This window comes from Mesorhizobium sp. BHscii (genome assembly GCF_053848065.1).
In genome coordinates this window covers 243,986-267,615 of sequence record NZ_JBSPKW010000003.1, presented here as the reverse complement: position 1 = coordinate 267,615, position 23,630 = coordinate 243,986, and the positions used below count along the sequence as shown (strand labels likewise).

Annotated in this window: 19 protein-coding genes; 11 read left to right on the top strand and 8 right to left on the bottom strand. The window is 62.2% G+C overall.

From position 1 onward, the window contains the following. Positions 1-1,518 (bottom strand): Fe-S cluster assembly protein SufB, encoded by a 1,518-nt coding sequence (sufB, locus tag ACWTU7_RS06465; RefSeq protein WP_095521676.1) that lies wholly within the window; start codon positions 1,516-1,518, stop codon positions 1-3. 186 nt (positions 1,519-1,704) lie between these two features. Then, positions 1,705-2,883: a cysteine desulfurase family protein gene (locus ACWTU7_RS06460; protein ID WP_455838182.1), complete on the bottom strand. Its 1,179-nt coding sequence runs from the start codon at positions 2,881-2,883 to the stop codon at positions 1,705-1,707. A gap of 257 nt (positions 2,884-3,140) precedes the next feature. On the opposite strand from ACWTU7_RS06460, the gene ACWTU7_RS06455 reads away from it, so the two are divergent. Beyond that, a complete protein-coding gene (locus tag ACWTU7_RS06455; protein ID WP_027154148.1) occupies positions 3,141-3,815 on the top strand; it encodes an alpha/beta hydrolase in 675 nt (224 codons plus the stop codon). A 5-nt stretch (positions 3,816-3,820) separates the two neighbouring features. After that, a complete protein-coding gene (locus ACWTU7_RS06450; RefSeq protein ID WP_029353576.1) occupies positions 3,821-4,489 on the top strand; it encodes an FMN-binding negative transcriptional regulator in 669 nt (222 codons plus the stop codon). A gap of 108 nt (positions 4,490-4,597) precedes the next feature. Here ACWTU7_RS06450 and ACWTU7_RS06445 read toward each other — a convergent pair whose 3' ends face one another. Together ACWTU7_RS06445 and ACWTU7_RS06440 are read right to left on the bottom strand one after the other, a co-directional pair. Beyond that, on the bottom strand, positions 4,598-4,930 hold the full coding sequence (locus ACWTU7_RS06445) for a lipid-A-disaccharide synthase N-terminal domain-containing protein (RefSeq protein ID WP_029353575.1): 333 nt from the start codon (positions 4,928-4,930) through the stop codon (positions 4,598-4,600). Beyond that, on the bottom strand, positions 4,923-5,651 hold the full coding sequence (locus tag ACWTU7_RS06440; protein WP_455838181.1) for a glycosyltransferase family 2 protein: 729 nt from the start codon (positions 5,649-5,651) through the stop codon (positions 4,923-4,925). Before ACWTU7_RS06440 ends, ACWTU7_RS06445 begins: the two co-directional genes overlap by 8 nt. A 317-nt stretch (positions 5,652-5,968) precedes the next feature. Here ACWTU7_RS06440 and tyrS point away from each other — a divergent pair, with 317 nt between their 5' ends. Then, positions 5,969-7,222, top strand: a complete 1,254-nt coding sequence (gene tyrS, locus ACWTU7_RS06435; protein ID WP_455838180.1) for a tyrosine--tRNA ligase — start codon at positions 5,969-5,971, stop codon at positions 7,220-7,222. Between the two features lie 13 nt (positions 7,223-7,235). On the opposite strand, the gene ACWTU7_RS06430 is transcribed toward tyrS, so the two are convergent. Further along, on the bottom strand, positions 7,236-10,619 hold the full coding sequence (locus ACWTU7_RS06430) for a hypothetical protein (RefSeq protein WP_455838179.1): 3,384 nt from the start codon (positions 10,617-10,619) through the stop codon (positions 7,236-7,238). 95 nt (positions 10,620-10,714) lie between these two features. Here ACWTU7_RS06430 and ACWTU7_RS06425 point away from each other — a divergent pair, with 95 nt between their 5' ends. The 8 genes from ACWTU7_RS06425 (at position 10,715) to ACWTU7_RS06390 (ending at position 19,342) form a co-directional block, all read left to right on the top strand. Then, a complete protein-coding gene (locus ACWTU7_RS06425; RefSeq protein WP_095521882.1) occupies positions 10,715-11,182 on the top strand; it encodes a peroxiredoxin in 468 nt (155 codons plus the stop codon). A 186-nt stretch (positions 11,183-11,368) separates the two neighbouring features. Beyond that, positions 11,369-12,658 (top strand): M23 family metallopeptidase, encoded by a 1,290-nt coding sequence (locus ACWTU7_RS06420; RefSeq protein ID WP_455838178.1) that lies wholly within the window; start codon positions 11,369-11,371, stop codon positions 12,656-12,658. 187 nt (positions 12,659-12,845) lie between these two features. Further along, positions 12,846-14,012 carry an ROK family transcriptional regulator gene (locus ACWTU7_RS06415; RefSeq protein ID WP_455838177.1) on the top strand — a complete coding sequence of 389 codons (1,167 nt, stop codon included), beginning with the start codon at positions 12,846-12,848 and terminating at the stop codon, positions 14,010-14,012. After that, the gene (locus tag ACWTU7_RS06410; RefSeq protein ID WP_455838176.1) at positions 14,009-14,773 is read left to right on the top strand and encodes an ATP-binding cassette domain-containing protein; all 765 of its coding nucleotides are present in this window, start codon (positions 14,009-14,011) and stop codon (positions 14,771-14,773) included. Before ACWTU7_RS06415 ends, ACWTU7_RS06410 begins: the two co-directional genes overlap by 4 nt. Before the next feature lie 39 nt (positions 14,774-14,812). Next, positions 14,813-15,853, top strand: a complete 1,041-nt coding sequence (locus ACWTU7_RS06405) for a sugar ABC transporter substrate-binding protein (protein WP_455838175.1) — start codon at positions 14,813-14,815, stop codon at positions 15,851-15,853. A 154-nt stretch (positions 15,854-16,007) separates the two neighbouring features. Beyond that, positions 16,008-17,003, top strand: coding sequence for an ABC transporter permease (locus ACWTU7_RS06400; protein ID WP_455838174.1), 996 nt, complete (start codon positions 16,008-16,010; stop codon positions 17,001-17,003). After that, complete coding sequence (locus ACWTU7_RS06395) at positions 17,000-17,770, top strand: SDR family NAD(P)-dependent oxidoreductase (protein ID WP_127316275.1); 771 nt, start codon at positions 17,000-17,002, stop codon at positions 17,768-17,770. The genes ACWTU7_RS06400 and ACWTU7_RS06395 overlap by 4 nt, the downstream gene beginning before the upstream one ends. 456 nt (positions 17,771-18,226) lie before the next feature. Beyond that, the gene (locus tag ACWTU7_RS06390) at positions 18,227-19,342 is read left to right on the top strand and encodes a hypothetical protein (RefSeq protein ID WP_455838173.1); all 1,116 of its coding nucleotides are present in this window, start codon (positions 18,227-18,229) and stop codon (positions 19,340-19,342) included. 188 nt (positions 19,343-19,530) lie between these two features. On the opposite strand, the gene ACWTU7_RS06385 is transcribed toward ACWTU7_RS06390, so the two are convergent. The 3 genes from ACWTU7_RS06385 to ACWTU7_RS06375 form a co-directional block, all read right to left on the bottom strand. Then, entirely contained in the window at positions 19,531-20,769 is a 1,239-nt protein-coding gene (locus ACWTU7_RS06385) for a flavin-containing monooxygenase (RefSeq protein WP_455838172.1), read from the bottom strand. 294 nt (positions 20,770-21,063) lie between these two features. Next, positions 21,064-22,071, bottom strand: coding sequence for an NAD(+) synthase (gene nadE / locus ACWTU7_RS06380; protein WP_455838171.1), 1,008 nt, complete (start codon positions 22,069-22,071; stop codon positions 21,064-21,066). Next, positions 22,068-23,615, bottom strand: coding sequence for a class I adenylate-forming enzyme family protein (locus tag ACWTU7_RS06375; protein WP_455838170.1), 1,548 nt, complete (start codon positions 23,613-23,615; stop codon positions 22,068-22,070). The genes nadE and ACWTU7_RS06375 overlap by 4 nt, the downstream gene beginning before the upstream one ends. Positions 23,616-23,630: the final 15 nt, after the last annotated feature.

Here is a 23,630-nt window from a genome sequence, read left to right as displayed (position 1 = left end):
TCAACCCACGCTGCCTTCCAGCGAGATCCCAATCAGCTTCTGCGCCTCGACGGCGAACTCCATCGGCAGCTGCTGGATGACGTCCTTGACGAAGCCGTTGACGATCAGCGCGATCGCCTCTTCTTCCGGAATGCCGCGCTGCATGACGTAGAATTTCTGGTCTTCGGAAATTTTCGACGTCGTCGCCTCATGCTCGAACTTCGCCGTCGCGTTCTTGGCTTCCATGTAGGGCACGGTGTGCGCGCCGCACTGGTCGCCGATCAGCAGCGAGTCGCAGTTGGTGAAGTTGCGGGCGTTGGTCGCCTTGCGGTGCGCCGAAACCTGTCCGCGATAGGTGTTCTGCGAAAGGCCGGCGGCGATGCCCTTGGAGATGATGCGGCTCGACGTGTTCTTGCCGAGATGAATCATCTTGGTGCCGCTATCGACCTGCTGGTAGCCGTTTGACACGGCGATCGAATAGAACTCGCCGCTGGAATCGTCGCCGCGCAGGATGCAGCTCGGATATTTCCAGGTGATGGCCGAGCCGGTCTCGACCTGCGTCCACGATATCTTCGAACGATGGCCACGGCAGTCGCCGCGTTTGGTGACGAAATTGTAGATGCCGCCCTTGCCCTCGGCGTCGCCGGGGTACCAGTTCTGCACCGTCGAATATTTGATCTCGGCATCGTCGAGCGCGATCAATTCGACCACGGCGGCGTGAAGCTGGTTCTCGTCGCGCTGCGGCGCCGTGCAGCCTTCGAGATAGGAGACGTAAGCCCCCTCCTCGGCGATGATCAGCGTACGCTCGAACTGGCCGGTATTCTTCTCGTTCATGCGGAAATAGGTCGACAGTTCCATCGGGCAGCGCACGCCCTTGGGCACGAAGACGAAGGAGCCGTCTGTGAACACCGCCGAATTCAGTGTCGCGTAGAAATTGTCGGAGGTCGGCACAACCGAACCGAGATATTTCTTCACCAGTTCCGGGTGCTCGCGGATCGCTTCCGAGATCGAACAGAAAATGACGCCGGCCTGCGCCAGCTCCTTCTTGAAGGTGGTGACGACGGACACCGAATCGAACACCGCGTCGACGGCGACGCGGCCCGACTTGTAGACATTGTCGCTGGGTTCCTCGAGTTCCGACGCGTCGGTCTTCTGCACGCCGGCGAGGATTTCCTGTTCCTTCAGCGGAATGCCGAGCTTTTCGTAGACCCTCAAGAGCTCAGGATCGACGTCGCTCAGCGATGTCGGTCCCGGCGTGCTCTTGGGCGCCGCATAGTAGTAGAGGTCCTGGAAATCGATCTTCGGATAATGGACGCGCGCCCACTTCGGCTCGTCCAGCGTCACCCAGCGCCGATAGGCTTCCAGACGCCATTCCAGCATCCAGGACGGCTCGTCCTTCTTCGCCGAAATGAAGCGAATAATGTCTTCGCTCAGGCCCTTTGGGGCCTTGTCCATCGCGATTTCGGTCTGGAATCCGTATTTATACTGGTCGACGTCGATCTTTCGGACCCGATCGATCGTGTCCTGCACAGCAGGCATATGCGTTCTCCATCCACGCCGGGGTCAAGGCCCGACAGTTTTCAAACTATGGCACCGCGAAACGAGTGCCCATGGGCAACCAAGGCGGCGTAAGTTCCATATAGTGCGTCCCTGCCGGAAATTCACCCGGCCACCATGAAACGCACGGCTCTACCAGGCCCGAAGGCCTGCATCATTCTGCCGCACTCAGGCAGCTTTTTCCCTGCCCGCCGCTTCCTTACCGGCTTGCCGCGAGGCGATACCTGACAGTGCCTTGCGGAACAACTCGACATCCTTGGCACTCGTTGCGTGGCCGATGGACACGCGCAAAGCGCCAAGGCTATCACTGTGCCCCATGGCTTTCAGGACATGGCTCGGGCCAACCTTGCCCGACGAACAGGCGGAACCGGCCGACAGCGCCACGCCGGCGAGGTCGAAGGCGATCTGCGCCGTCTCGGCCTTGGTGCCCGCAATAGCGAAGAATGTCGTATTAGCAAGCCTCGGCGCGCCGGTTCCGAAGATTTCCGCATCCGGCACCAGCGTTTTCACGATGGCCTCGATCTCGTCGCGGCGGCGACCGACCGCATCGATGCTCTTCAATCCGATCAGGGCTTCTCGCGCCGCCGCGCCAAAACCGGCGATCGCGGCTAGGTTTTCGGTGCCGCCACGGTGGCCCTTTTCCTGGCCACCGCCGGCGATCAAGGGTCTTGGCATCATCAGGTCCGAGGCGGCGATGATGGCGCCAGCGCCCTTGGGACCGCCGATCTTGTGCGAAGACAGAATCAGGTAATCGGCGTAACCCGCTGACAAATCGAGCGGAATGCGGCCGGCGGCCTGCACGGCGTCGATGATCAGAATGCCGCCCGCCGCCTTGACGATTTCGGCGATGCGCTCGACCGGCTGGATGATGCCGGTCTCGTTATTGGCAGCGTGGATCGCCACCAGCGGCAGGCCGTCTGCCTTGTCATGACGGCCAAGTGCCGCCGCCAACGCGTCCAGCCTGACAATGCCGTCGGTGTCGACGCCGATGCGTGTCACCTGGGCTGCCGGAAAGCGCCCGCCATTCAGCACACAAGGATGATCGGCTTCGCAGACATAGAGCCGGCTCATGCGGATAGTGCCGCGCCCCATCTGCCAATCCGGCGTCAGCAGCGTCGAGGCGGCTTCCGTCGCACCGGAGGTGAACACGACATGCTCGGCGCTGGCGTTGACCAGCATCGCCACATCGCGCCTTGCATTCTCGATCAGCCGCCGTGCGGCGCGACCCTCGGCATGGACCGATGACGGGTTGGCGGCGACATCAAGCGCGGCAATCATTGCCGTGCGCGCCGCGGCAAGCAGCGGCGCACTGGCATTGTAGTCGAGATAGGCGCGTCTTCCGGCCATTTTCGTTTCGATCGGTCCCTTCAAGAGCCATTCCGCGAGGATAGCGCGTTATTTCCTTGAAATTGCAAGGCAAGCCGTCCTATTTACGCGACTTGCGGCGCGGATGGCCGAACCACGATGTTTGGCCACCCAGTTTTGAACAATTCTAAACTAGCTTCTAGAAAGACGCTCGCCCTGCGTCAAGGCCTGCGAAGACTGGGGGCCAGAGGAAGAGTTGTTCCGGGCGCCGCGCATTCATATGCCATGTGGAGTATTTTATGCCTGAGGTCATTTTCACCGGTCCGGCCGGCCGCCTGGAGGGTCGCTACCAGCCTTCCAAGGAAAAGAGCGCGCCGATTGCCATCATCCTGCACCCGCACCCCCAGTTCGGCGGCACGATGAACAACAAGATCGTCTACGACCTCTTCTACATGTTCCAGAAGCGGGATTTCACCACGCTTCGCTTTAATTTCCGCGGCATCGGCCGCAGCCAAGGCGAATTCGACCACGGCACCGGCGAATTGTCGGATGCGGCCGCGGCACTTGATTGGGTGCAGTCGCTGCATCCTGATTCCAAGAGCTGCTGGGTCGCCGGCTATTCGTTTGGCTCCTGGATCGGCATGCAGCTTCTGATGCGCCGGCCGGAGATCGAAGGCTTCATCTCGATCGCGCCGCAGCCCAACACCTATGATTTCTCGTTCCTGGCCCCCTGCCCGTCGTCCGGCCTCATCATCCATGGCGACGCCGACAAGGTCGCGCCGCCAAAGGACGTGCAGGGGTTGGTCGACAAATTGCACACGCAAAAGGGCATCACCATCACCCAGAAGACCTTGCCCGGGGCCAACCATTTCTTCTCCAACGACGCGGACCTCCTGCTCCAGGAATGCGCGGACTATCTCGATCGCCGGCTGGCCGGCGAGTTATCCGACCCGCGGCCGAAACGGTTGAGATAACAGCGATGTACCAGCCCCCGCATTTCCAGGAAACGCGGCAGGACGTGCTGCACGGGCTGATCCGGGCGCATCCGCTTGGCCTGCTGATTTCAAATGGAGCCGAGGGGCCGGTCGCGAACGCGATCCCGTTCCTGCTCGACGCCCCCTCCCTGCGCAACGCAGAGGCGCCGCCGAACGGCAGGCTGCGCGCCCATCTGGCGAGAGCCAATCCGCAATGGCGCCTGCTAGCCGACAACCCGGCATCGCCCGTGCTGGTCGTCTTCCAGGGCACCGATGCCTATGTGACGCCGTCCTGGTACGAGACCAAGCGCGAGACCGGGAAGGTCGTGCCGACTTGGAACTACGCCATTGTCCAGGTGCGCGGTGCAGTTAGAGTGATCGAGGACCAGGATTGGCTGGCCCGACAGATTTCCGATCTGACGGTAACACAGGAAGCCGCTCGCAAAGCACCTTGGGCGGTGACCGACGCACCAGCCAGCTTCATCCAGTCGCAGATCAAGGGCATTGTCGGGCTGGAAATCGAGATCACGGACATGCAGGGCAAGTGGAAGGTCAGCCAGAACCGGCCAATAGCCGACCGTAGCGGTGTCGCCGAAGGGCTCGAGAGCGAGGGCTCGAACTCGCCCGACATGGTCCGGCTTGTACGATCCTACGGCGGACTCGACGACAGGTAGCACCGACCTTGTGCAAGGTCGCAGCCCGGGGACTCCCAGGGATTTGCTGCGGCCAGGAAGGTGTCGACCTTACCGGCTTGCGCCACGTCGCGCTGAGAGGCAGGTCGCTCAATCGACCTTCGTCATCGCCGCCTTGCGCTCGTTGGCGATCAGCCACAGGTTGCGGATGTAGATGAACAGTCCCAGGGCCTGGCCGGCGATGAACACCGGATCCTGCCGCTGGATGGCGTAGATCAGCAGCAGGCTGCCGCCGAACAGCGAAAAGAACCAGAAAGCGATCGGCACGACGCTGCGCTTGGCTTTTTCCGATGCGACCCACTGCACGACGAAGCGCATGCTGAAAAAGAACTGGGCGACAAAGCCGAGCAGAATCCACGTATCGAACTGCTTGACGAAGACGTCGTGAAGCCAGGTCGCCAGTTCCTGAAGCACGTTAGCCATGCCGGATTTCCACTGTTTTTGGCATTCTGCGGCGCCGGCGGCGCAGCCACCAAACACCGGCGAGATCAAGCACCCCTTGCAGGCCGCGATCGAAAATTCCGTAATTCGACTTGCCGTGGCGGCGAGAGCGGTCGACGACGTCGCAATGCACGACGCGATACCCCTCCTGGATGACGAGGGCCGGAACAAAGCGGTGCGTGCCGTCGAAGAACGGTAATTTCCTAAGGATATCGGTATGGATCGCCTTCAGGCCGCAGCCCGTGTCGCGGGTCTCGTCATGCAGGACGGCCTTTCTCAGCCAGTTGGCGAAACGGGACGCCAGTTGCTTGATCTTGCTGTCGCGACGCTTCAGGCGCTGCCCTTGCGCAACACCGAAACCGGGACCGGCCTGCCGCAGCGCATCGACCAGCACCGGAATATATTTGGGATCGTTCTGGCCGTCGCCATCAATCATGGCGACGATATCGCCGCGGGCCGCCCAAGCGCCCGAACGCACAGAGAGAGACTGGCCGGCGGATTTCTCATGCCGGAGGTGGCGAAGCGGAAACGGGCGAAGCACTGCCTGGGCGGCAAGCACCGAGGTGGTCTCATCGGTCGAACCATCATTGACGACGATCACCTCGAAGTCGCGCCCGACCATCGCCGCCCCGATCTCGTCAAGCAGAAGCGGCAGGTTCGCCGCCTCGTTCCGGCAGGGAATGACGATGGATATCTCCGGCATTTCGGGTCGGGCTCTGTCATAGGATATGGCATTCGATTCGATGCCGTGCGGTGCCGTTCCAGCGGGTCATGTGTGGCAAGAATCCGCTGGCGCGGCGCCTCATTACGCCAGCCCAAACGATGAAGCAAGGATGCAGCCGGAAGGCGAGCTTGCGCCGTTTCACCCCCGTGATTGCGTTCGCACCGAACCGGTCATGTAAACGCGACCGGACGCAAAACCGGATTCCCCTTTTGCTGACCGCGCTTGAATGCTAAACGCCCGCGTTCACGCATGCCACGCCCGATCCGGTTCGGTTGGGCGCTTTCGGGAAAGAAAAAATGTCCGCCTTCAAATCCGATTTCCTGCGCATTATGAGCGAGCGCGGTTTCATCCACCAGATTTCGGATGATGCCGGCCTCGACCAGCTTTTCGCCAAGGAAACGGTGACCGCCTATGTCGGTTACGACGCCACGGCGACCAGCCTGCATATCGGCAATCTGATTTCCGCGACCATGCTCTACTGGCTGCAGGAAACCGGCCATCGGCCGATCGCGCTGATGGGCGGCGGCACCTCGATGATCGGCGACCCTTCCTTCCGCGACGACCAGCGCAAGCTTTTGACGCCTGAGGCCATCGCGACCAACATCGACGGTATCAAGCGCATCTTCGGCCGCATTCTGCGTTTCGGGGACGGTGCGGGCGACGCGATCATGGTCAACAATGCGGACTGGCTGATGAAGCTCAACTATGTCGAATTCCTGCGCGATGTCGGCCGGCATTTTTCGGTAAACCGCATGCTGACCTTTGACAGCGTCAAGCTCAGGCTCGAGCGCGAACAATCGCTGTCGTTCCTCGAATTCAACTATATGATCCTGCAGGGCTACGATTTCGTCGAGCTCAGCCGGCGATATGGCTGCCGCCTGCAGATGGGCGGATCGGACCAGTGGGGCAACATCATCAACGGCGTCGATCTCGGGCACCGCATGGGTACGCCGCAGCTTTATGCCCTGACCACACCGCTGCTGACGACGTCGTCAGGCGCCAAGATGGGCAAATCGGCCAAAGGCGCGGTCTGGCTGAACGGCGATCTCTACTCGCCCTATGATTTCTGGCAGTACTGGCGCAACACCGAGGACGCCGACGTCACGCGCTTCCTCAAGATTTTCACCCGCCTGCCGCTCACCGAGATCGCGCGGCTCGCCGCGCTTGGCGGCTCGGAGATCAACGAGGCCAAGAAGGTCCTGGCCACGGAAACGACGGCCATCGTGCACGGCCGCGAGGCAGCCGAGCAAGCCGAGGAAACCGCGCGCAAGACGTTTGAGGAAGGCGCGCTGGCCGAAACGCTGCCAACCGTCGAGGTCGGCAAGGCCGATCTGCAAAGCGGCGTCGGCATATTGTCACTGTTCGTCACCGCCGGGCTTGCCGCATCCAACGGCGAGGCGCGGCGGCACATCCAGGGCGGCGCCGTGCGCCTGAACGACCAGCCTGTGTCGGACGACCGCAAGGTGGTGACACTTCAGGATCTCGGCCCGGAAGAGGTCGTAAAACTGTCGCTCGGCAAGAAAAAACACGTTCTGGTGCGGCCTGCCTGACCAGCCGGCCGCCTTACCGGTACTCGAAAATCGACCTGAATATTCCGGGCGCGATCACCGACAGCGGGTTGACGTCCAGTTTCGGCTTGTTGGCATCTCCCCTGAGCCGGTAGGTCACGCCGATCAGGCCGCGATCGCGGCCATTGCCGAGCAGCGCGCCAAACAGCGGCAGTTCGCCGAAGATGCGGTTGAGGCCATAGACCGGCATGAACGTGCCGGTCATGTCCATGTTATTGTTCTGGTCGTAGAGCGTGCCCTGGAAAGTGGTGCCGATACGCGGGCCGCGCAGCACGCCATTGGCCAGCTTGAGATAACCGGCGCCCTTTTCGATCTCGGAAAAGCCGCGCTCGAACTTCACTCTCGACGTGTCGATATTGGCTTTGACAGCTTCGTTGAGGCTGCGGCTGTCGCCCGCCGGCGTCGTCGATACGAGCGAGGCGAGTCTCGGCTCGTTGACCACGAAGAAGTTGTGCGAGTCGACCTGGCCTCTCATCGGCCCATCGCTTGCCCCGGTGAGCGCCAGCGTGATCGAACCGCCCTCCATATGCTCGTAGATGTTGAGGAACCGCAGGATGGCGCCGGCATCGGCCGACGTCACGTTGAGGGCGCGCCTGCCGGCGCCGGTCGTATTGCTGATGCTTATGGCAGCACCCGAGCTTGCCGTGGCGCTCACCTTGAGCCCGTTCACCCTGGAGCCGGCGGCACTGTAGTCGAGCTTCAGGTTCGACAGTCTCTCGTTGTGGAAGCCGGTCAGGGAATTGACATCGGCACTCACCGAAATCGCGTCGGACCCCGTGGCCTTGGTGGCGGTGTCGACATCGGACGTGAATTGCTTGATCAGAGAGCGCGCGTCCAGCGCGTTGCCGCTGATGTCGACCGCGTAGCCCTTGCCCGATCGTTTCACTGACACGGCAACGTTGTCTCCCCGGTTCAACGTGACCTTGCTGAACCGCGCCGAGGACAGGGCGCCGTTGACCAGCACCACGCCGCCGTCGATTGAAAAAGTCTTTCCATCCAGGTCGAAGTCGGACAGCGTCGTGGTGTCGCCGGACTTGGCCATGGCAAATGTGACATTGGCTGGAATGCCGGGTCCCTTGCTCCAGCCTGCCCAGGGAATATCCAGCCTGGCATTGGTCAGATCCGCCGAAACAGTCTGGTTGCCCGTGCCGCTCTTGTCGATCGCAACCTTGATGGTTCCGGAAAGCAGCGGCGACAGGCCAGGCATGGCGGCTGCACGCATCTTGTCGTCGAGCACCAGCGCCACTTTCCGGCTGCGTGGCGGTCCGCCATCCCTGAGCGGCTCGATCAGGTCAAGTTCGGCTGGAATGCCGTTGAGCAGCGCCTTGGCTGATATCACGGCCTTCTCGGGTTCGACCGTGATCGAACCATCGGCGTCCGTCACCGTCTGGTCTTCGAACGGCTTGCCCAGCGACAGGTCTTTGTAATCGAGCGTCACCAGCCAATCGAGTTTCGAGCTGTCGACGCCGGACTGCAACGGAATGTCCGCCTTGACGTGGCCGGTCACCGTGCCGGACAGTTCGTCCGGCAGCAGGCCGACATGGCGCATGGCATTGATCGGCTCGTAGGAGGCGAGTTCGGCGATTGCCGACGCCTCCCCGGCGACGTCGATATCGAGCGCGCCGATCACCGGCGGGCGGTTCGCCGCTTTGATCTTCAAAGTGCCGTTGCTTGTCGCCACCGTGCGGCCGCTGGCCATATAAACGTTGCCCGAGGACAAGGCGACGTCGACGTCATTGCCGTGGAATTCGACAACACCGACGGCATCGCGTATCGGCGGAATGTGACCGGCCGTATCGAAGCGCGATCCTTCGATCTGGAAACGGCCGAACACTTCATCTGATGAAAGCGGTATCCCGTTGCCCAGGCGCCCGGGCACGACCTGGAACTGCAGGCTCGCGTCGACGACGCGGCCGCCGAACAGGTTCTTCAGCACCCAAAGGCGAGCATTTCGCGCGGAAAACCAGGGCCACAACTGCTTGACATGCGAGACCGGCATGTCGTGGACATTGAAGGCAACAGATATGCCAGGCACCTTTCCCCTAGCGAACTCGACCGAAGCCGTGCCCAGCGCCTCGCTGGCGGCTCCGGACCTGATCCCGATCTGCTCGGCCACGAGCTTGCGGCTCCTGGTCTGGTAGACGCCGGCGACGCGGGCGATGAAATCGAGCGCGGGTTCGGACGATTCCGAAGGCGACAGCGTCGAGCCGTCGCTGGTCAGGTCGTAGCGGTAGGATGGCTCCTCGCCCGCTGTCCCTGTCGCAGGCTTCGGTCCGATCGAACCGGCGAAATTGAAAATCGAGCGACCGGTTTTCAACAGCAGCTTGTCGACCTGGATCTTGTTCGAACCGGCGACAAGCGTGGCATTGAGATCGATGTCTGCTGGAAGCGAGCCGCGGGAGCCAAAATCTAGCACGGAACCGGCGAACGACAACGAGGCCGCCAGCCGCGACGCATTCTCGCCGGATCCTTCCGATCCCGCCAGCTTCAAGGCAATCGCGCCCAGCGTCCCGCCTGGCGCTGCCGCAGCCCCGTTAACCTCCGCTGTCTCGACGCTGGCATCCAAAGCCGTCACGCGCCGCGTCGTCGTATCCCGGGTCGCTGAGGCGGTGATGGTGAGTGCCCTGCCGTCGACCTCCGCGTCGGACGAAAACTCCATGCCGCCCGGCCCCGACTGCCCAACGGTGGCATCTGTGATCCTGACCAGTTTGACCGACCCGGCCTCGGGCAGAACGACGTCGACATTGCGGAGGTCGATCCGGCGCATCGAATCCTCGCGCACCGCATCGAGCGCGTGGTTGACGCTGGCAAAGACCGTGCCGGCCAGTCTTTCTGGGTCGATGAGGCCGTCGTCATTGCGCAGCGCCGCCGTCCAGTCGCCACCCGACGGCAGCGCCGCCATAACGATGCGCGCATCGGAAATCCTGGCGCTGGTAAGCCGCACCTCGCCCGAAAGCAGCGGTATCAGCCTTATGCCGAAGCGGACACGCCCAGCATCGGCCATCGGTTTGCCGTCGGCGGTCTTGAGGCTGACGTCGCTGACCTGTAGCGCGATGAAGCTCGATCCGTCGAGCGTGAGACGGGCCGGCCCGACCGCAACATCGACATCGACGCCGGCCAATTTCTCGATGGCCGTTTCCGCTTCGGCCCGCAGCCGTTCGGCGCCGAAACCGGACATGCCGATCGCATACACAGCGGCGGTGGCCAGCAGCACAAGCACCACAAGGCCGGCAAACAGCCGCGCAAGAACACGAACGCCGCGGCCGATCGACGCCTGGCCGAGCGGCGGTACGCGGCACGCGGACGGGAAGGCACCCAGGTCGGTGATCTCATCACGCCTGAATCTGATCTTCTCGTGCTGCGGCTGCTCCTGATCCACACAATTTTCCGTTGAACGAACTCGACCGTGGACGAATCCCGGTGCGACAATATATCGATGAGGCTTCGCGCGTAACCTCAAACAAGGGCATCGATATGGCTGATCTCGACCTCGGCGACCTTGCGCCGCAGTTCGACCTTCCCCGCGACGGCGGCGGCTCGCTCAGCCTCGCGTCATTGCTGGGAAAGCCGGTCGTGCTCTACTTCTATCCGCAAGACGACACCACAGGCTGTACCAACGAGGCGATCGGCTTTTCGCAGTTGAAGCCGGAGTTCGAAAAGCTCGGCGCCGCCGTCATCGGCCTGTCGCCGGACAGCGTCCGAAAACACGACAAATTCAAATCAAAATACGACCTGACCGTCGACCTCGTCGCCGACGAGGAGCGCAAGGTGATCGAAGCCTATCATCTGTGGGTCGAGAAGAAGCTCTATGGCCGCCGCTATATGGGCGTAGAGCGCGCAACGTTCCTGATCGGCAGCGACGGACGGATTGCCAAGATATGGCGGAACGTACGAGTCAAAGGCCATGCCGAGGCGGTGCTGGAGGCCGTCCGCGCGCTCTGATAGCGACGTTGGCTGTGGGCTGAGAGCCCCATGTGAGGCATGAAGCGCTGAAGCCTGCGCCTCATGCCCTCAGCCAATCCAGCTGCAACCCATGGGCTGCAAGGAGCTGGGCGCCAGCAACCGACCGTTAACCTTAATGATGTGTAATCAGGCTTGTCGTTGGTATCGTAACGAAAGCTTGGTCCCGTGAACGTAGCCAGTCAGTCAACGGTCTTCGGCAGGCGCAAGGAGCCCCACACGGTCATTATCGCCCGGGGCAACGAGGTCAGGCATTTCACGATACGTCCATGGGTTGCCGCATTTTGCGGCTCCGCGCTGGCGGCGATGGCCATAGGCTACCTGCTGGCGACCTCCTATCTCGTGCTGCGCGACGACCTGATCGGCGCGACCACGGCACGGCAGGCGCGCATGCAGCAGGCCTATGAGGACCGCATCTCCGCACTGCGCGCCCAGGTCGACCGGATCACCAGCCGTCAGCTTCTCGACCAGCAGCTCATGGAAACCAAAGTTGGCGAACTGCTGGAACGACAGACCCAGCTCAGCCTGCGCCATGGCCGCCTCGGCCCGCTCCTCGAACGCGGCGAGAGCGAAGTCGGAACGCCACCTGCCGCAGGCACTGCTGCGTCCGCAAAGCCGGAAAAACGCGCCGACATAACCGACGCCCAGCCCCAGTCGTATTCGGTTGCCAGCGTCGGCGCCAACCTTGGCGCCGGCGATACCAGGCCGTTCTCCCTGTGGTCGACTCGCTCCGATCCGCTGCCGAGCGATACGGCGGCCGATCGTGCCGACAAGCTGTTCGTATCGATCAGCGAGTCGCTCAAGGCCATAGAGAGCCAGCAGCTCACCCGCATCACCACGCTTGCCGACAACGCCTACAGAAACGCCGATGCAATCTCTCAGGCGCTCGAGGCGGCTGGCCTGCCGGTCGACAGCGATTTCGGCAAGAGCGATACCGGCGGTCCGCTGATACCAATCGACAGTTCGAGGACGTTCGACAGCAAGGTACGGGAACTCGACGAGGCGCTGGACGCGCTCGATCGTCTGAAGACGGAGGCGCGACGGCTGCCGCTCGCCAATCCCGCCCCCGGTCGCTCGGTCACCAGCCCGTTTGGCGTGCGCACCGATCCGCTCCTCGGCACCGCCGCGCTGCATTCGGGGATGGATTTCAGGGCGCCGACCGGAATGTCTGCCAAGGTGACGGCGCCCGGCGTCGTCGTCAAGGCCGGCTGGAACGGCGGCTATGGCCGCATGGTCGAGGTCGACCATGGCAACGGCTTTGCGACGCGCTATGGGCATCTCAGCAAAATCAACGTGACCGTCGGCAAGAGACTCAATGCCGGCGACGTCATCGGTAAGACCGGCAGCAGCGGCCGCTCGACCGGCCCGCATCTGCATTACGAGATCCGCCACAATGGCGAAGCCATCGACCCGCTGCGCTTCCTAAGGGTCGGCAAGAAGGTCGCGCAGTATCTCTGAAGCCCGCATCTTCTTCATTAAGACACATCTGGCCGTTTTCCATCTGATAGCGGCCTCTGCTCCTGCTCCGTGTCGCTGGTGAACCCGTGACCGACGCCTGATGCGCGGAAGTCATTTATTATTTTTGAATTCCATTTGACTGAATAAATATTCGGTGCGAACCTCATGTCTCCTAGGGACGCAAGACATGGCACTGCGGGGGACCAACCAGGAATTCGGGCGGCCTTACAACAGGCGCATCGTCCTCGAATCCATCCGCCTTCACGGTCCGATCGCCCGCGGCGACATTGCCAGGCGGGTCGGGCTCACCGTCCAAACGGTATCGACCATTGTTCGCGAGCTGGAAGAACACGGCTACGTTCTGTCCATGCGCGAAGAGCCGCGGGGCCGCGGGCTGCCTCCGGCGACCCTGCGGATCAACCCGGAGGGCGGCTATGCCGTCGGCATCCATGTCACCCCGCTGGGTATCAATGCGGCGCTGATCAATTTGAGCGGAGACGTGATCGAGAGCACCTACCGCGAGGCCCCCAACGCAACGCCCGACCATGCCTTCGATCTGATCGGCGCGATGGTGCTTGAATTGACCCGACTGCGGCCTGGCGGTCGCGTTCTCGGCATCGGCATGGCGCTGCCCGGCCCTTTCGGCGTGGAGTCGATGAGCTTTATCGGCCCGACGACGATGACCGGCTGGAAGGACGTGGCGCTTCGAGAACGGCTGGAGGCATCGACCGGGCTGCCCGCGTTTTTTGAGACCGACATGGCGGCCGCGGCAATGGGTGAGCGCCTGTATGGCCTCGGGACGGGATATTCCGAATACTACTATCTCTATTTTGGTGTCGGTCTTGGCGGCGTCATGGTTCATGACGGAAGCGCGCTGCGCGGCGCCTGGGGAAATGCCGGCGAAATCGGACACATTCCTGTCGTGCCGGGTGGCCAGCCGTGCCCCTGCGGCAACCGCGGCTGCCTCGAAAGATACCTCTCGCTCGAGGCGCTGCGGCGCCGGAACATCAGCGACGCCGATTGGGTTGATGAAGTCGGGCCGATCTTTCGCAACGCCATCACCATCATCGAGAACCTGTTCGATCCCGAAACCATCATCCTCGGCGGACTGGCGTCCGCCGATTTACTTGAACGGCTGGCCGGTTCGGTTGCGAACCTTCCCAACTCGATCTCGGCGCGAAAGGACCGCACGGCGCCGCGTGTCACCGTCGCACGCGGCGGCCAGCATGCGGTGTTGCGCGGTGCCGCAGCGCTTGCCGTCTCAGGGGTGCTTTCGCCGCGCTTCGGCCAGATATTCACCGCCGAGCGCGAACGCGGGCGAGATATCCTGCAAGGCAAGGGGATTGCAGCATGAGCGATCCCCTACTGGTACTCGACAACGTCGCCAAGAACTATGGCGCGATCGAAGCGCTCAAGGGCATCAGCTTCTCGATCGGCAAGGGCGAGGTGGTGGCGCTTCTGGGTGACAATGGCGCCGGCAAATCGACACTGGTCAAGATCATCGCCGGCGGGCTGGAGCCGACCTCCGGTCGCATGCTGTTCGAGGGCAAGGAATTCCTCGCCAAATCTCCCGCCGAGGCCAAGGCCGCCGGGATCGAGACCGTCTACCAGGACCTCTCGCTTTGCACCAATGTCGACGTGGTGGCCAACTTCTTCATGGGCCGCGAGATCACCAGGAAATTTCTTGGCGTTCCCCTGCTCGACGAACCCGCCATGGAGCAGGTGGTCGAAAAGGCGCTGGCCAGCGCCGGCACGCGCATCCCTTCGCTCAGAACCAATGTCGAGCACCTCTCAGGCGGCCAGCGGCAGGCCATCGAGCTCAACCGATTCGTGCATTTTGGCGGCAAGCTCGTGCTTCTCGACGAGCCGTTCGCGGCACTCGGTGTCGAGCAGACACGGCGCGGTCTCGACATGATCCGCCAGGTGGCCAGCCAAGGTATCGGCGTCGTCATCATCACCCATATCATGCAACAGGCCTTCCAGGTCGCCGACCGGATCGTGGTGATCCGGCAAGGTGTCGTGGCAGGCGATGTCGCGCGCAACAAAACAAGTCCCGACGCGGTGATCAACATGATCACCGGAGAGACGCTTGCCGGTGCCGGACCGGCAGGCTGAGGGGCAAATGAGGGGTCCGGCGCAAGAGGAGCGAACGACATGAAGAAAATACTTCTTTCCGTCTTCGGTATCCTGGCACTGGCCTTTGCCACGCTCACGCCGGCATTCGCCCAGTCCAAGGGCACCGTCTACTATCTGGTGCCGACATTGCTCGACGAATTCCAGACCGGCTCGGTGAGCGCTCTGGAGATGTTCCTGAAGCAGGTCGGCTACGAGATGAAGACGCTGAACGCCGATAACAAGACCGACGCTCAGCAATCGCAAATGAACGACGTTATCGCGCTCAAGCCGTCGGCGATCATTCTTGCCGCCGTCGATTTCAATGCGCTGAAGCCGTCTATCGAGGCCGCCCGCGCCGCCGGCATCCCGGTGGTCGAGTTCGATCGGCAGATCACCTCGACACCGTCCGACTTCACGTCGGTGGCGGGAACGGTCGAGATCGGCCAGATTGCCGCCGATCAGGCCGAGAAGCTCTTGAAGGCGAAGCACGGAAAGGTGAAAGGCAAGATCCTCCAGGTGCTCGGCGATCCCGGCGACCCCTACACGCTCGACATCCAGAAGGGTTTCGAGGAGAAGATGAAGGCGTTCCCGGACGTCAAGATCATCTCGGTTCCGGCCATGCAATGGGAAGCCAGCAATGCCGGCACCATCGTTGCCGACCAGATGCTCGCCAACCCGGATATCGACCTGATCTTCAGCCACGCCGCGCATCTCTCGGTCGCTGCCGTCGCCTCGCTCGAGGCCGCCGGCAAGAAACCGGGCGACGTTATGCTAATGAGCTCGAATGGCGCGCCGGTCGGCCTTGACCTGATCCGCAAGGGCTGGCTCAACGTCGAGGTCGAGCAGCCGCTCTACGCTCAGGCCGCCGCCGTCGCCATGTTTATGGACAAGGTCGTCAACAAACAGGAGATCAAGCCGGGAGAGTACGACGTGCTCGGCCTGAAGTCGATCGTGACCAAGGAAGCCTGGGGGCCGAACATCAAGATCCCCGGCGCTGCGATCACCAAGGAAAATGTCGATAACCCGGCCTTCTGGGGCAATATGAAGCCGCCTTCGGACACGGTGAAGCCGGTCGAATAGCAAAGTCGCCTTGGGCTTCGGGCCACGCTGGCCCGGAGCCCACCACTGCAGCCCGGCGCGTCCGAGCGGAGGCGCGAGGAACGCTGCAGCAATTTCAATCCGCGCAGTTCCCGAACCGAATTGGTTTCGGATCATGCGCCAGCTGGATCAGCACATGAATCCCCGCACGCGCCACGCCCTCGAGTTCGCCCTCGATAACCTCGTCTGGTTCATGCTGGTCTTCGTGCTGGTGGTCTTCTCCATCTTCATTCCGAACTACTTCCAACTGGGCATCTTCGCCAACATCATAGAGGCGTCGAGCGTGCTTGGCGTCATGTCGATCGGCCTGGCGCTGGTCATCATCACCGGACATATGGACCTGTCGGTCGAATCTGTGGCGGCGCTCGGCGCCATGGCGGTCGGTATCCTGTTCTGCTCGGCGGGCATCGGCCTTGGCGTTCAATTGCAGCCGGAATGGCTGATGGTTCCGGTTTCGCTGCTGCTTGCCCTAGTTGTCGGCGGCATCATAGGCTCCATCAACGGCTATTTGGTCGTGAAGGTGAAGATGAGTGCCTTCATCATCACGCTCGCGTCCTACATCTGGGTGCGCGGCCTTGTGCTGGTCATTTCCGGCGGCCGCTCTGCGCAAGACCTTGCGCCGGCGATCCGCTGGTTCGGCATTCAGCGCCTCCTTGGCCTGCCCCTCACCGCCTGGATCGCCATTTCGTGTTTCGTAGTCTTCTCGCTAATCATGGCCAAGACACCCTTTGGAAGGCATCTCGTCATGATCGGCGGCAACGAGACTGCAACTTTCCGAGCCGGCATCCGCGTCAACCGCAACCTTGTTGTTGCCTTTGTTCTCGCTGGCGCCATCGCCGGCCTTGCCGGCTGGCTGCTGGCGATCCGCACCTCGGGCGCCACCGCCAATCTCGGCGTCGGCCTGCTGTTCAACGCGTTCGCCGCCGTCGTCATCGGCGGTGTCAGCCTGAAGGGCGGCGTCGGCACCCTGCCCGGCGTCTATGCCGGCGTGCTTTTGCTGTCGGCCATCAACACGGCGATCAACCTGATGGGCCTTCCGGCCAACTTCACCCAGGTGATTCACGGCCTGCTCGTGCTTGCCGCTGTGCTGCTCGACGCTTTCAAGCAAACCATTCGCCAGAGGCTGGCATGACCGGGCGTCTCAAAGACAAGGTCGCGCTGATCGTCGGCAGTGCGCGCGGCATCGGTAAGGGCATCGCACAGCGCTTTGCCGAAGAGGGCGCGAAGCTGGTCCTGGCCGATACCGAGGTCGAGGCCGGGCAAGCGGCCGCGGACGAGTTCGGCGCTGTCTTCATCCGCACCGACATCTCGCAGCTGGCCGATGCGGAGGCCGCCGTTGCGCTGGCGCTCGACCATCACGGCCGTCTCGACATCATGGTCCAGAATGCCGGCATCTATCCCTGGCAGTTGCTGGAGAACACCAGTCCGGAGGACTGGGACCGCGTCATGGCGGTCAATTTGCGCGGCACCTTCAATGCCGCCCGTGCCGCACTCGTTCCGATGAAAGCGCAGCACTTTGGCCGCATGCTGTTCACCTCCTCCATCACCGGCCCGCACGTCACCAGCCCTGGTCACGGCCACTATTCGGCGACCAAGGCCGGCATCAACGGCCTGATCCGTTCGGCCGCTCTCGAATTCTCGGGCTATGGCATCACCGTCAACGGCGTCGAGCCCGGCAATATCCTCACCGAAGCAATCCAGCTGCATCGCGGCGCCGCCTATATAAAGAACATGGAGGACTCCATACCGCTCGGCCGCCTCGGCAGCCCGCGCGACGTGGCCAATGCTTTCCTGTTCCTAGCCTCCGACGATGCCAGCTACATCACCGGCACGACTATAATCGTCGACGGCGGGCAGCTGCTGCCCGAAGGCAAGGATTTCCGGCTCCTTCCGCCATGATCCTCGATTTCGGCGCCGGTTTTTTTCCTGCACCGGGCAACAGCGGCAGATCATGCAGCACTTGCCATGGTTCGTCTCAAGAACGGCGACGAGGGCAAGGATCGTAGCCAAGCGACTTGGTTTCGCGCCGGAAGCTGCAGGCTGGGCCCTCGCCAGCCGTGCCGCGGCGCCGAGGAAACAAGGCGTGAGTCGCGTCGATAAACTCGATTCGCTACCAATACTTTAACATCGGTTTACCCGAAGTTGGTAACAGCAACGACGCTCGTTTTCATGATCAAGCAAAGGGCCTACCTTGCCGCAGCATTTCAGCTCTCCTTTCGGCCATCGGAGCGATTGCAACTGGGCGAGATCGCACCGCCACGAACACCTGACGGTCGCCGCGATGGCCGATGGGAAGCCTGGCGTCGCCATGGTCCGGACACGCGGTGGACGGGACTCCGGTGGCGGGAGCCGGGCTTGAGCGTCATTCGCGCCCTGGAAGGTGCCGATCTTCCGGCAGTCGCAGGCATGTTTCAACGCGTGCTGCGCAAAGAGCGGACCGAAGCGCCGGCCTCGCTCATCGAATATATGAGACGGTTTTATCTGGAGGCGCCCGGTTGCGGAGGCGACCTCCGGTCGCTAGTCCATGTCAACGACGCCGGCCGCGTCTCCGGGTTTGTCGGCGTTCACGCATTGCCGATGCAGTTCAACGGCCGGCAATTACACGCCGCCATTTGCAGCTCGCTGATGGTCGAGGGTCATGAGCGCGACCCGATGGCCGGAGCCCGCTTGTTGAAAGCTTACCTGGATGGTCCGCAGGACATCTCTTTCAGCGAGACGGCCAACGACATCTCCGCAAGGTTGTGGACCCGGCTGCGTGGCGTGGTCCTGCCGCAATACAGTCTCGACTGGGTACGCGTGATGCGGCCGTCGAGCTTTGTGCTCAGCCTTTCCGCCAGTCGCTTGAAGCTTGCCCGAATGCTCAATCCGTTTGCGCATGCCATCGACCGATTTTATTGCAGGCGAATGAAGTCCAGCGAACGACGCTGGTCCGGTGTGGCGGCGGACGGGGCAGCCCATGGCGCCCTCCGGACGTCGGAAATCGACAGCGGCACATTTGCCAAGCTCGTCGAACCGTTGACCGCCCAGTTCGTCCTGCGCCCGGAGTGGGCGGAAGGCCAGCTCGATTATATCCTGGCCGATGCGGCACAAAAGCCGGATATGGGCGAGCTTGTCTTCGTTTCCGTTACATCGCCAGTCGGCACCAATGTTGGCGCATTCGCCTATCACGCACGGAAAGATGAAATCGGTCGCGTGCTGCAGATTCTCGCCCTTCCTGGCCAGGCGGGTTCGGTGATTGACTGCCTGATCGATCATGCCGCCGTACGCGGCGTCAGCGCCCTGCGCGGACGGATTCAACCCGCACTTCTGGAAGCAATGCTTGGGCGACGCATAGCTTTCCTAACTGTTGCCTCGACCGTGGTGCATTCACGCGATCCAGAGCTTTTGGATGCCATGAAGAACTCGCAAGCTTTCCTGAACGGGCTTGCGGGTGAGCAGTGGAGCCGGCTGATCGGCGGCCGCTTCACCTGAAGCATTCAGTCGTGCGGGAGCGAAGTCATTGGCTGATCGTCGGAGGCCTTTGCCTTCGCTCAGTGGGAACGTCGCTAAGCGGCGAGACGTGACCCTGGTGGCGGCGCAAGGCGGTGACTGACGATCTGCCGGCCTCTGACACTGATCCGGCCCTGACTGTCAGGAGCTTCTTGACTATGCCAGGCGGGTCACGAATGCCCTGCGATATGTTCGACAAGGCGAGGTGCTTCCTCGGCGATCGCCAAGATGATGCCTGACTTGCGTGTGGAGGCGAAGTCCAGCCCTGCGAAGTAAAGGCCCGGCAGGGCGGCCACGCCATCCGCGTGAACAGGCTGTCCCGCGCTGTCGAGCGCACCGGGAAGCCTCATCCAACTGAAATCGCCCTTAAAGCCCGTGCACCACACCACGCTCGTTACGCCGGAGCGGGAGAGATCGAGCGAACCGATCATCGGGTTCGGCTGACGCATCGCGACCGTCTCCGCCGGGTCGGGCTCCGCAACGGGTGCATCGATCCCCATGCGGCTGATATAGTCGTCGACATGGCGTTTGACATTTTCGGAGGCTTCATCCGCAAAGCGGGCATTCGCTTCGAGATCGTCGGCAAACGAGAGGCTGCCGCCATCCTCGATGCCGGTGAGACGCCCAAGCAGCACGACACCCTGGGCGCTCAGCGCCTGAAGGCTTATCGTATGCGTCGACCCGAGCACGCCACGCGGCGGGATGCGTCCCGCAAGTCGAATGACTTCCTCCCGGCGCACGTCGAGAAACCCGCTTTCGAGCAGCCAGACCATGATGTCGCGACCCCGGTAGCGCCGTGGGAGCCGTCCGACACGACTGGTCGCAAGGAAGACTGCTCGGCCCGCGTCCGCCAATTCCTCCGCGATCTGAGCACCAGATTGGCCGCTTCCGACCACCAGCACCGCTCCGTCGGGCAGATCGGCAGCGCTGCGGTAGCCGGAAGCGTCGATCTGGCGGAGAGCTGGCGACAACGCGGCGGCCCAGACCGGGCGCACCGGACAATTCAGGCTGCCGCTTGCGACGATCACATTGCGCGCCCAAATCGTGCCGTGTGAGGTGGTCAGCCGATAGGCGCCATTCTCGCGCGTGAGTTCGCTTACCGCAGTATCCGGTTCGATCGGCAGCGCGTTGCGCCCGGCGAAATCCTCAAGGAGAGTGACGAACTGATCGCGCGTCAGGGCACCATCCGGATCCGGACCGTCATAGCAATCGCCCGGCATGACGGTCTGCACGTTGGGAGTATTCATCCGAAATAAATCCCATCGCTGTGTGCGCCAGGTCTCTCCTATGCGGCCCCGCTCCAATACGCTGTGGCGCAGACCCCGTCGCGCCAGCCAATAGCTGACACCCAGGCCGGCCCAGCCGGCCCCGATGACGACAGCATCGAGAACATCGCCGCCATCGGTCATTTGCTGCGGTGATCTCATAATCGCCCCCGGCAACCTCGCCGCGCAGCATTAAGCCTTGTCCACGGCAACTAGTCCAGCACCGCCGATTTCCGTCCGACTGGCCGAGCGCATTCCGGTTCGCCAGCCTCTCGCCAGAGCGCAAGGCGAACCCGAGAACCTCCAACGTAGTCTCATCGAGAAACTCCTTTTGCTCCGTCCACGGAAAGCCGATCACATTTCAAGACGAACAGGGCAATGGGGGGCGGAACATCGGTCACCCTGAAGCGCTCGCCGTGGCTAGGTTTGAGAGCCAGTTCAGGTACTGATTTCCTCGACCTCATCAACGAGTTGCGGGCGCAGGTGCAGATAGCGCGTGGCTTTTCGCTTGGCGGTGATATCGGCCCAGACGCGTTCCACTTGTGAGGCGTCTAGTCCCGCCGCCTGTCCGACCACTTCGGCCGCCACGCCTTTGTTGAGGCCGAAAAGGCAAATATCCATCCGGTCATAGGGAAGCGAGAAGTAGAACTCCTCCTGCGTCTGCGCCAGCGAGTAGGTATCGGTGGTCGGCGGCCGTTTGCGGATTTCCTCTGGAACGCCGAGATAGGCCGCCAGCGCATAGACCTGCGTTTTATAGAGATGTGCGATCGGCTTGACGTCAGCCGCGCCGTCACCGTTCTTGACGAAGAAACCCTGATCGTATTCCAGCCGGTTCGGCGTTCCAAGAACGGCGAAGTTCAAGCGATCGGCATGATAATATTCGATCTGTTTGCGGGTGCGCTGTTTCATGTTGGTGGCGGCGACGACACCGAGATAGACCGGCAGCGGCATTCTTATTTTCGTCTGCTTGCCCTTGGGATCCTGCACCACCAGCGACGAAATATTGTAGCCTTCGCCCTCAAGCGCGTTCGCGATCACGATCTTCGAGGCCCAGCCTTCGCCATATTCCGGGACCAGTTCGCGGATGAAGGCGTCGCGACGCTCATAGCAGCCCATGGCGCGCAGAGCCGGCCCGATATCCTCCACAATAGCCTCGACACCGAAAGTGTCGGCGACAAGGCGGCCGAGCCGCAGACTTTCCGGATCGGAATCGTTTTCCGGCATGAACAGGCACAATACATTCTGAGGCCCGACGGCTCGCGCGGCCAACGCCACCGAAACGCTTGAATCGATCCCACCCGAAAGACCGAGCGTGAGACCCCGCTTGCGAATACCACGCAACTGCTGGCGCAAAGCGGTGACGATCCTGTCCGTTTCGGCGGCGGGGTCGATCGCCAGGGCCTGCGCCAGAATGGTCTGGGCGTCGTCGCTGGGGCGAACACTCATTGCGCGGCATCCATCATCTCTGCAGCAAGCCGGCGGCTGACCTTGCCCGTATCCGTTTTTGGTAATTCCGAGCGGAACTCGATGACCTTGGGGACCATGAAATCCTCAAGATGACGTGCGCAGTGGCGCATGACATCCTTTTCGCTTAGCTTCGGGTCCGAGCGTATCACGAGTGCGCCGATCGCATGCCCAAGCACCGGATCCGGCACGCCGACGACAACGGCCTCCGCGATGCCCGGATGGGCGTGAAGCACGGCCTCCACCTCCTTCGGGGCCACCTTCTCCCCCCGCGTCTTTATGATGTCGTCCTTGCGCCCGACGAAATAGAGAAAGCCATCCTCATCGGTCCTGAACAGATCGCCGGTATAGAGAACCTTCTCCCAAGGGTTTGGGCCAGGCCGCAGGGCCCGTTCGGTTGCTGCTTCGTTGCGCCAGTAACCCTGCATGACGTGCGGTCCGCGAATGACCAGTTCACCCGCTACGCCTGGCGGCACGCGTTGCCCCTGGTCGTCGACGACAAAGGCTTCGGTGTTCGGGATGGCTATGCCGACCGACCCCGGCCGGCGATCGAGCTCCTCGGGCGGCAGGTAGGTGCAGCGCTTGCATTCCGTCAGGCCATACATCGAATAGAGTCTGACACCGGGAAAAAGGAAACGCAGACGTTCTATGTGCGCCTGCGGCAAGGCCGCTGCCGTATTCGAAATATAGCGAAGGCTGGGCAGGAAGCCCGGCGTCAGGTCACGCATCTGCAGGACCATCGCCGCCATAGTTGGCACGAGCGGAAGACCGGTGACGCCCTCCTCGCGGATACGTTCAAAGACTGCTTGAGGAAAAGCGAAGGACTTTTCGAGCACCAGCGTGGCGCCGAGCCTGACGGCCATCAGCAACTGATAGAGGCCATAGTCGAAGGCAAGGGGAAGAACATTCAAAATGATGTCGTCTGGCGAGTTGCGCAGATAGGTGGTGATCGAGTCCGCGGCCGCGTCGCAATTGCGGTGCGTCATCATCACGCCCTTGGGCCGGCCCGTTGAGCCTGAGGTGTAGATGAGCATAGCCAGATCGACGTCGATGCCGCCGTGGTCGATCTCACTGGCTTCGAGCGTCAGGCAGTCCGCTAGGGATGCAGCCCCTGCCGGGCATTGGCCATCGCTACCAGCGGTGGAAGCCACGAAGATGCCGGTCTCGCCGCTCGATCCGCACGCCTCAGCGACCACGGGCATCAGTTTTGCCTGCGTGAGGATCGCGGCAGCGTCGCAATCGGCGATGATGTAGGCAAGCTTTTCAGCCTTGGTGGATGAGTTGATCGGACTGAACGTCGCTCCTGCCTTGAGGACGGCGAAAATCGAAACCGCGGCCTCCCAGCAATTGTCCATGAAGATCAGGACCCGGTCGTTGCGCCTGACGCCATTCACAAAAAGGGCGGCGGCCAGGCGGCTCGAAAGATCGTCCAGTTCTTCGAAGCTCAGCCTTTTGTCTTTGGTGATCAATGCCGTTTTGGCGGGATGGGCAGCGGCCTTCGCGGCCAGGAAATGTTCGATCCGCATGGACGCTCCTCGCCG

Bases quoted from the DNA above. Each gene is read 5' to 3' on its own strand.
- sufB (WP_095521676.1), bottom strand. From the start codon at position 1,518: ATGCCTGCTGTGCAGGACACGATCGATCGGGTCCGAAAGATCGACGTC.
- ACWTU7_RS06460 (WP_455838182.1), bottom strand. From the start codon at position 2,883: ATGGCCGGAAGACGCGCCTATCTCGACTACAATGCCAGTGCGCCGCTG.
- ACWTU7_RS06455 (WP_027154148.1), top strand. From the start codon at position 3,141: ATGCCTGAGGTCATTTTCACCGGTCCGGCCGGCCGCCTGGAGGGTCGC.
- ACWTU7_RS06450 (WP_029353576.1), top strand. From the start codon at position 3,821: ATGTACCAGCCCCCGCATTTCCAGGAAACGCGGCAGGACGTGCTGCAC.
- ACWTU7_RS06445 (WP_029353575.1), bottom strand. From the start codon at position 4,930: ATGGCTAACGTGCTTCAGGAACTGGCGACCTGGCTTCACGACGTCTTC.
- ACWTU7_RS06440 (WP_455838181.1), bottom strand. From the start codon at position 5,651: ATGCCGGAGATATCCATCGTCATTCCCTGCCGGAACGAGGCGGCGAAC.
- tyrS (WP_455838180.1), top strand. From the start codon at position 5,969: ATGTCCGCCTTCAAATCCGATTTCCTGCGCATTATGAGCGAGCGCGGT.
- ACWTU7_RS06425 (WP_095521882.1), top strand. From the start codon at position 10,715: ATGGCTGATCTCGACCTCGGCGACCTTGCGCCGCAGTTCGACCTTCCC.
- ACWTU7_RS06415 (WP_455838177.1), top strand. From the start codon at position 12,846: ATGGCACTGCGGGGGACCAACCAGGAATTCGGGCGGCCTTACAACAGG.
- ACWTU7_RS06410 (WP_455838176.1), top strand. From the start codon at position 14,009: ATGAGCGATCCCCTACTGGTACTCGACAACGTCGCCAAGAACTATGGC.
- ACWTU7_RS06405 (WP_455838175.1), top strand. From the start codon at position 14,813: ATGAAGAAAATACTTCTTTCCGTCTTCGGTATCCTGGCACTGGCCTTT.
- ACWTU7_RS06400 (WP_455838174.1), top strand. From the start codon at position 16,008: ATGAATCCCCGCACGCGCCACGCCCTCGAGTTCGCCCTCGATAACCTC.
- ACWTU7_RS06395 (WP_127316275.1), top strand. From the start codon at position 17,000: ATGACCGGGCGTCTCAAAGACAAGGTCGCGCTGATCGTCGGCAGTGCG.
- ACWTU7_RS06385 (WP_455838172.1), bottom strand. From the start codon at position 20,769: ATGACCGATGGCGGCGATGTTCTCGATGCTGTCGTCATCGGGGCCGGC.
- nadE (WP_455838171.1), bottom strand. From the start codon at position 22,071: ATGAGTGTTCGCCCCAGCGACGACGCCCAGACCATTCTGGCGCAGGCC.
- ACWTU7_RS06375 (WP_455838170.1), bottom strand. From the start codon at position 23,615: ATGCGGATCGAACATTTCCTGGCCGCGAAGGCCGCTGCCCATCCCGCC.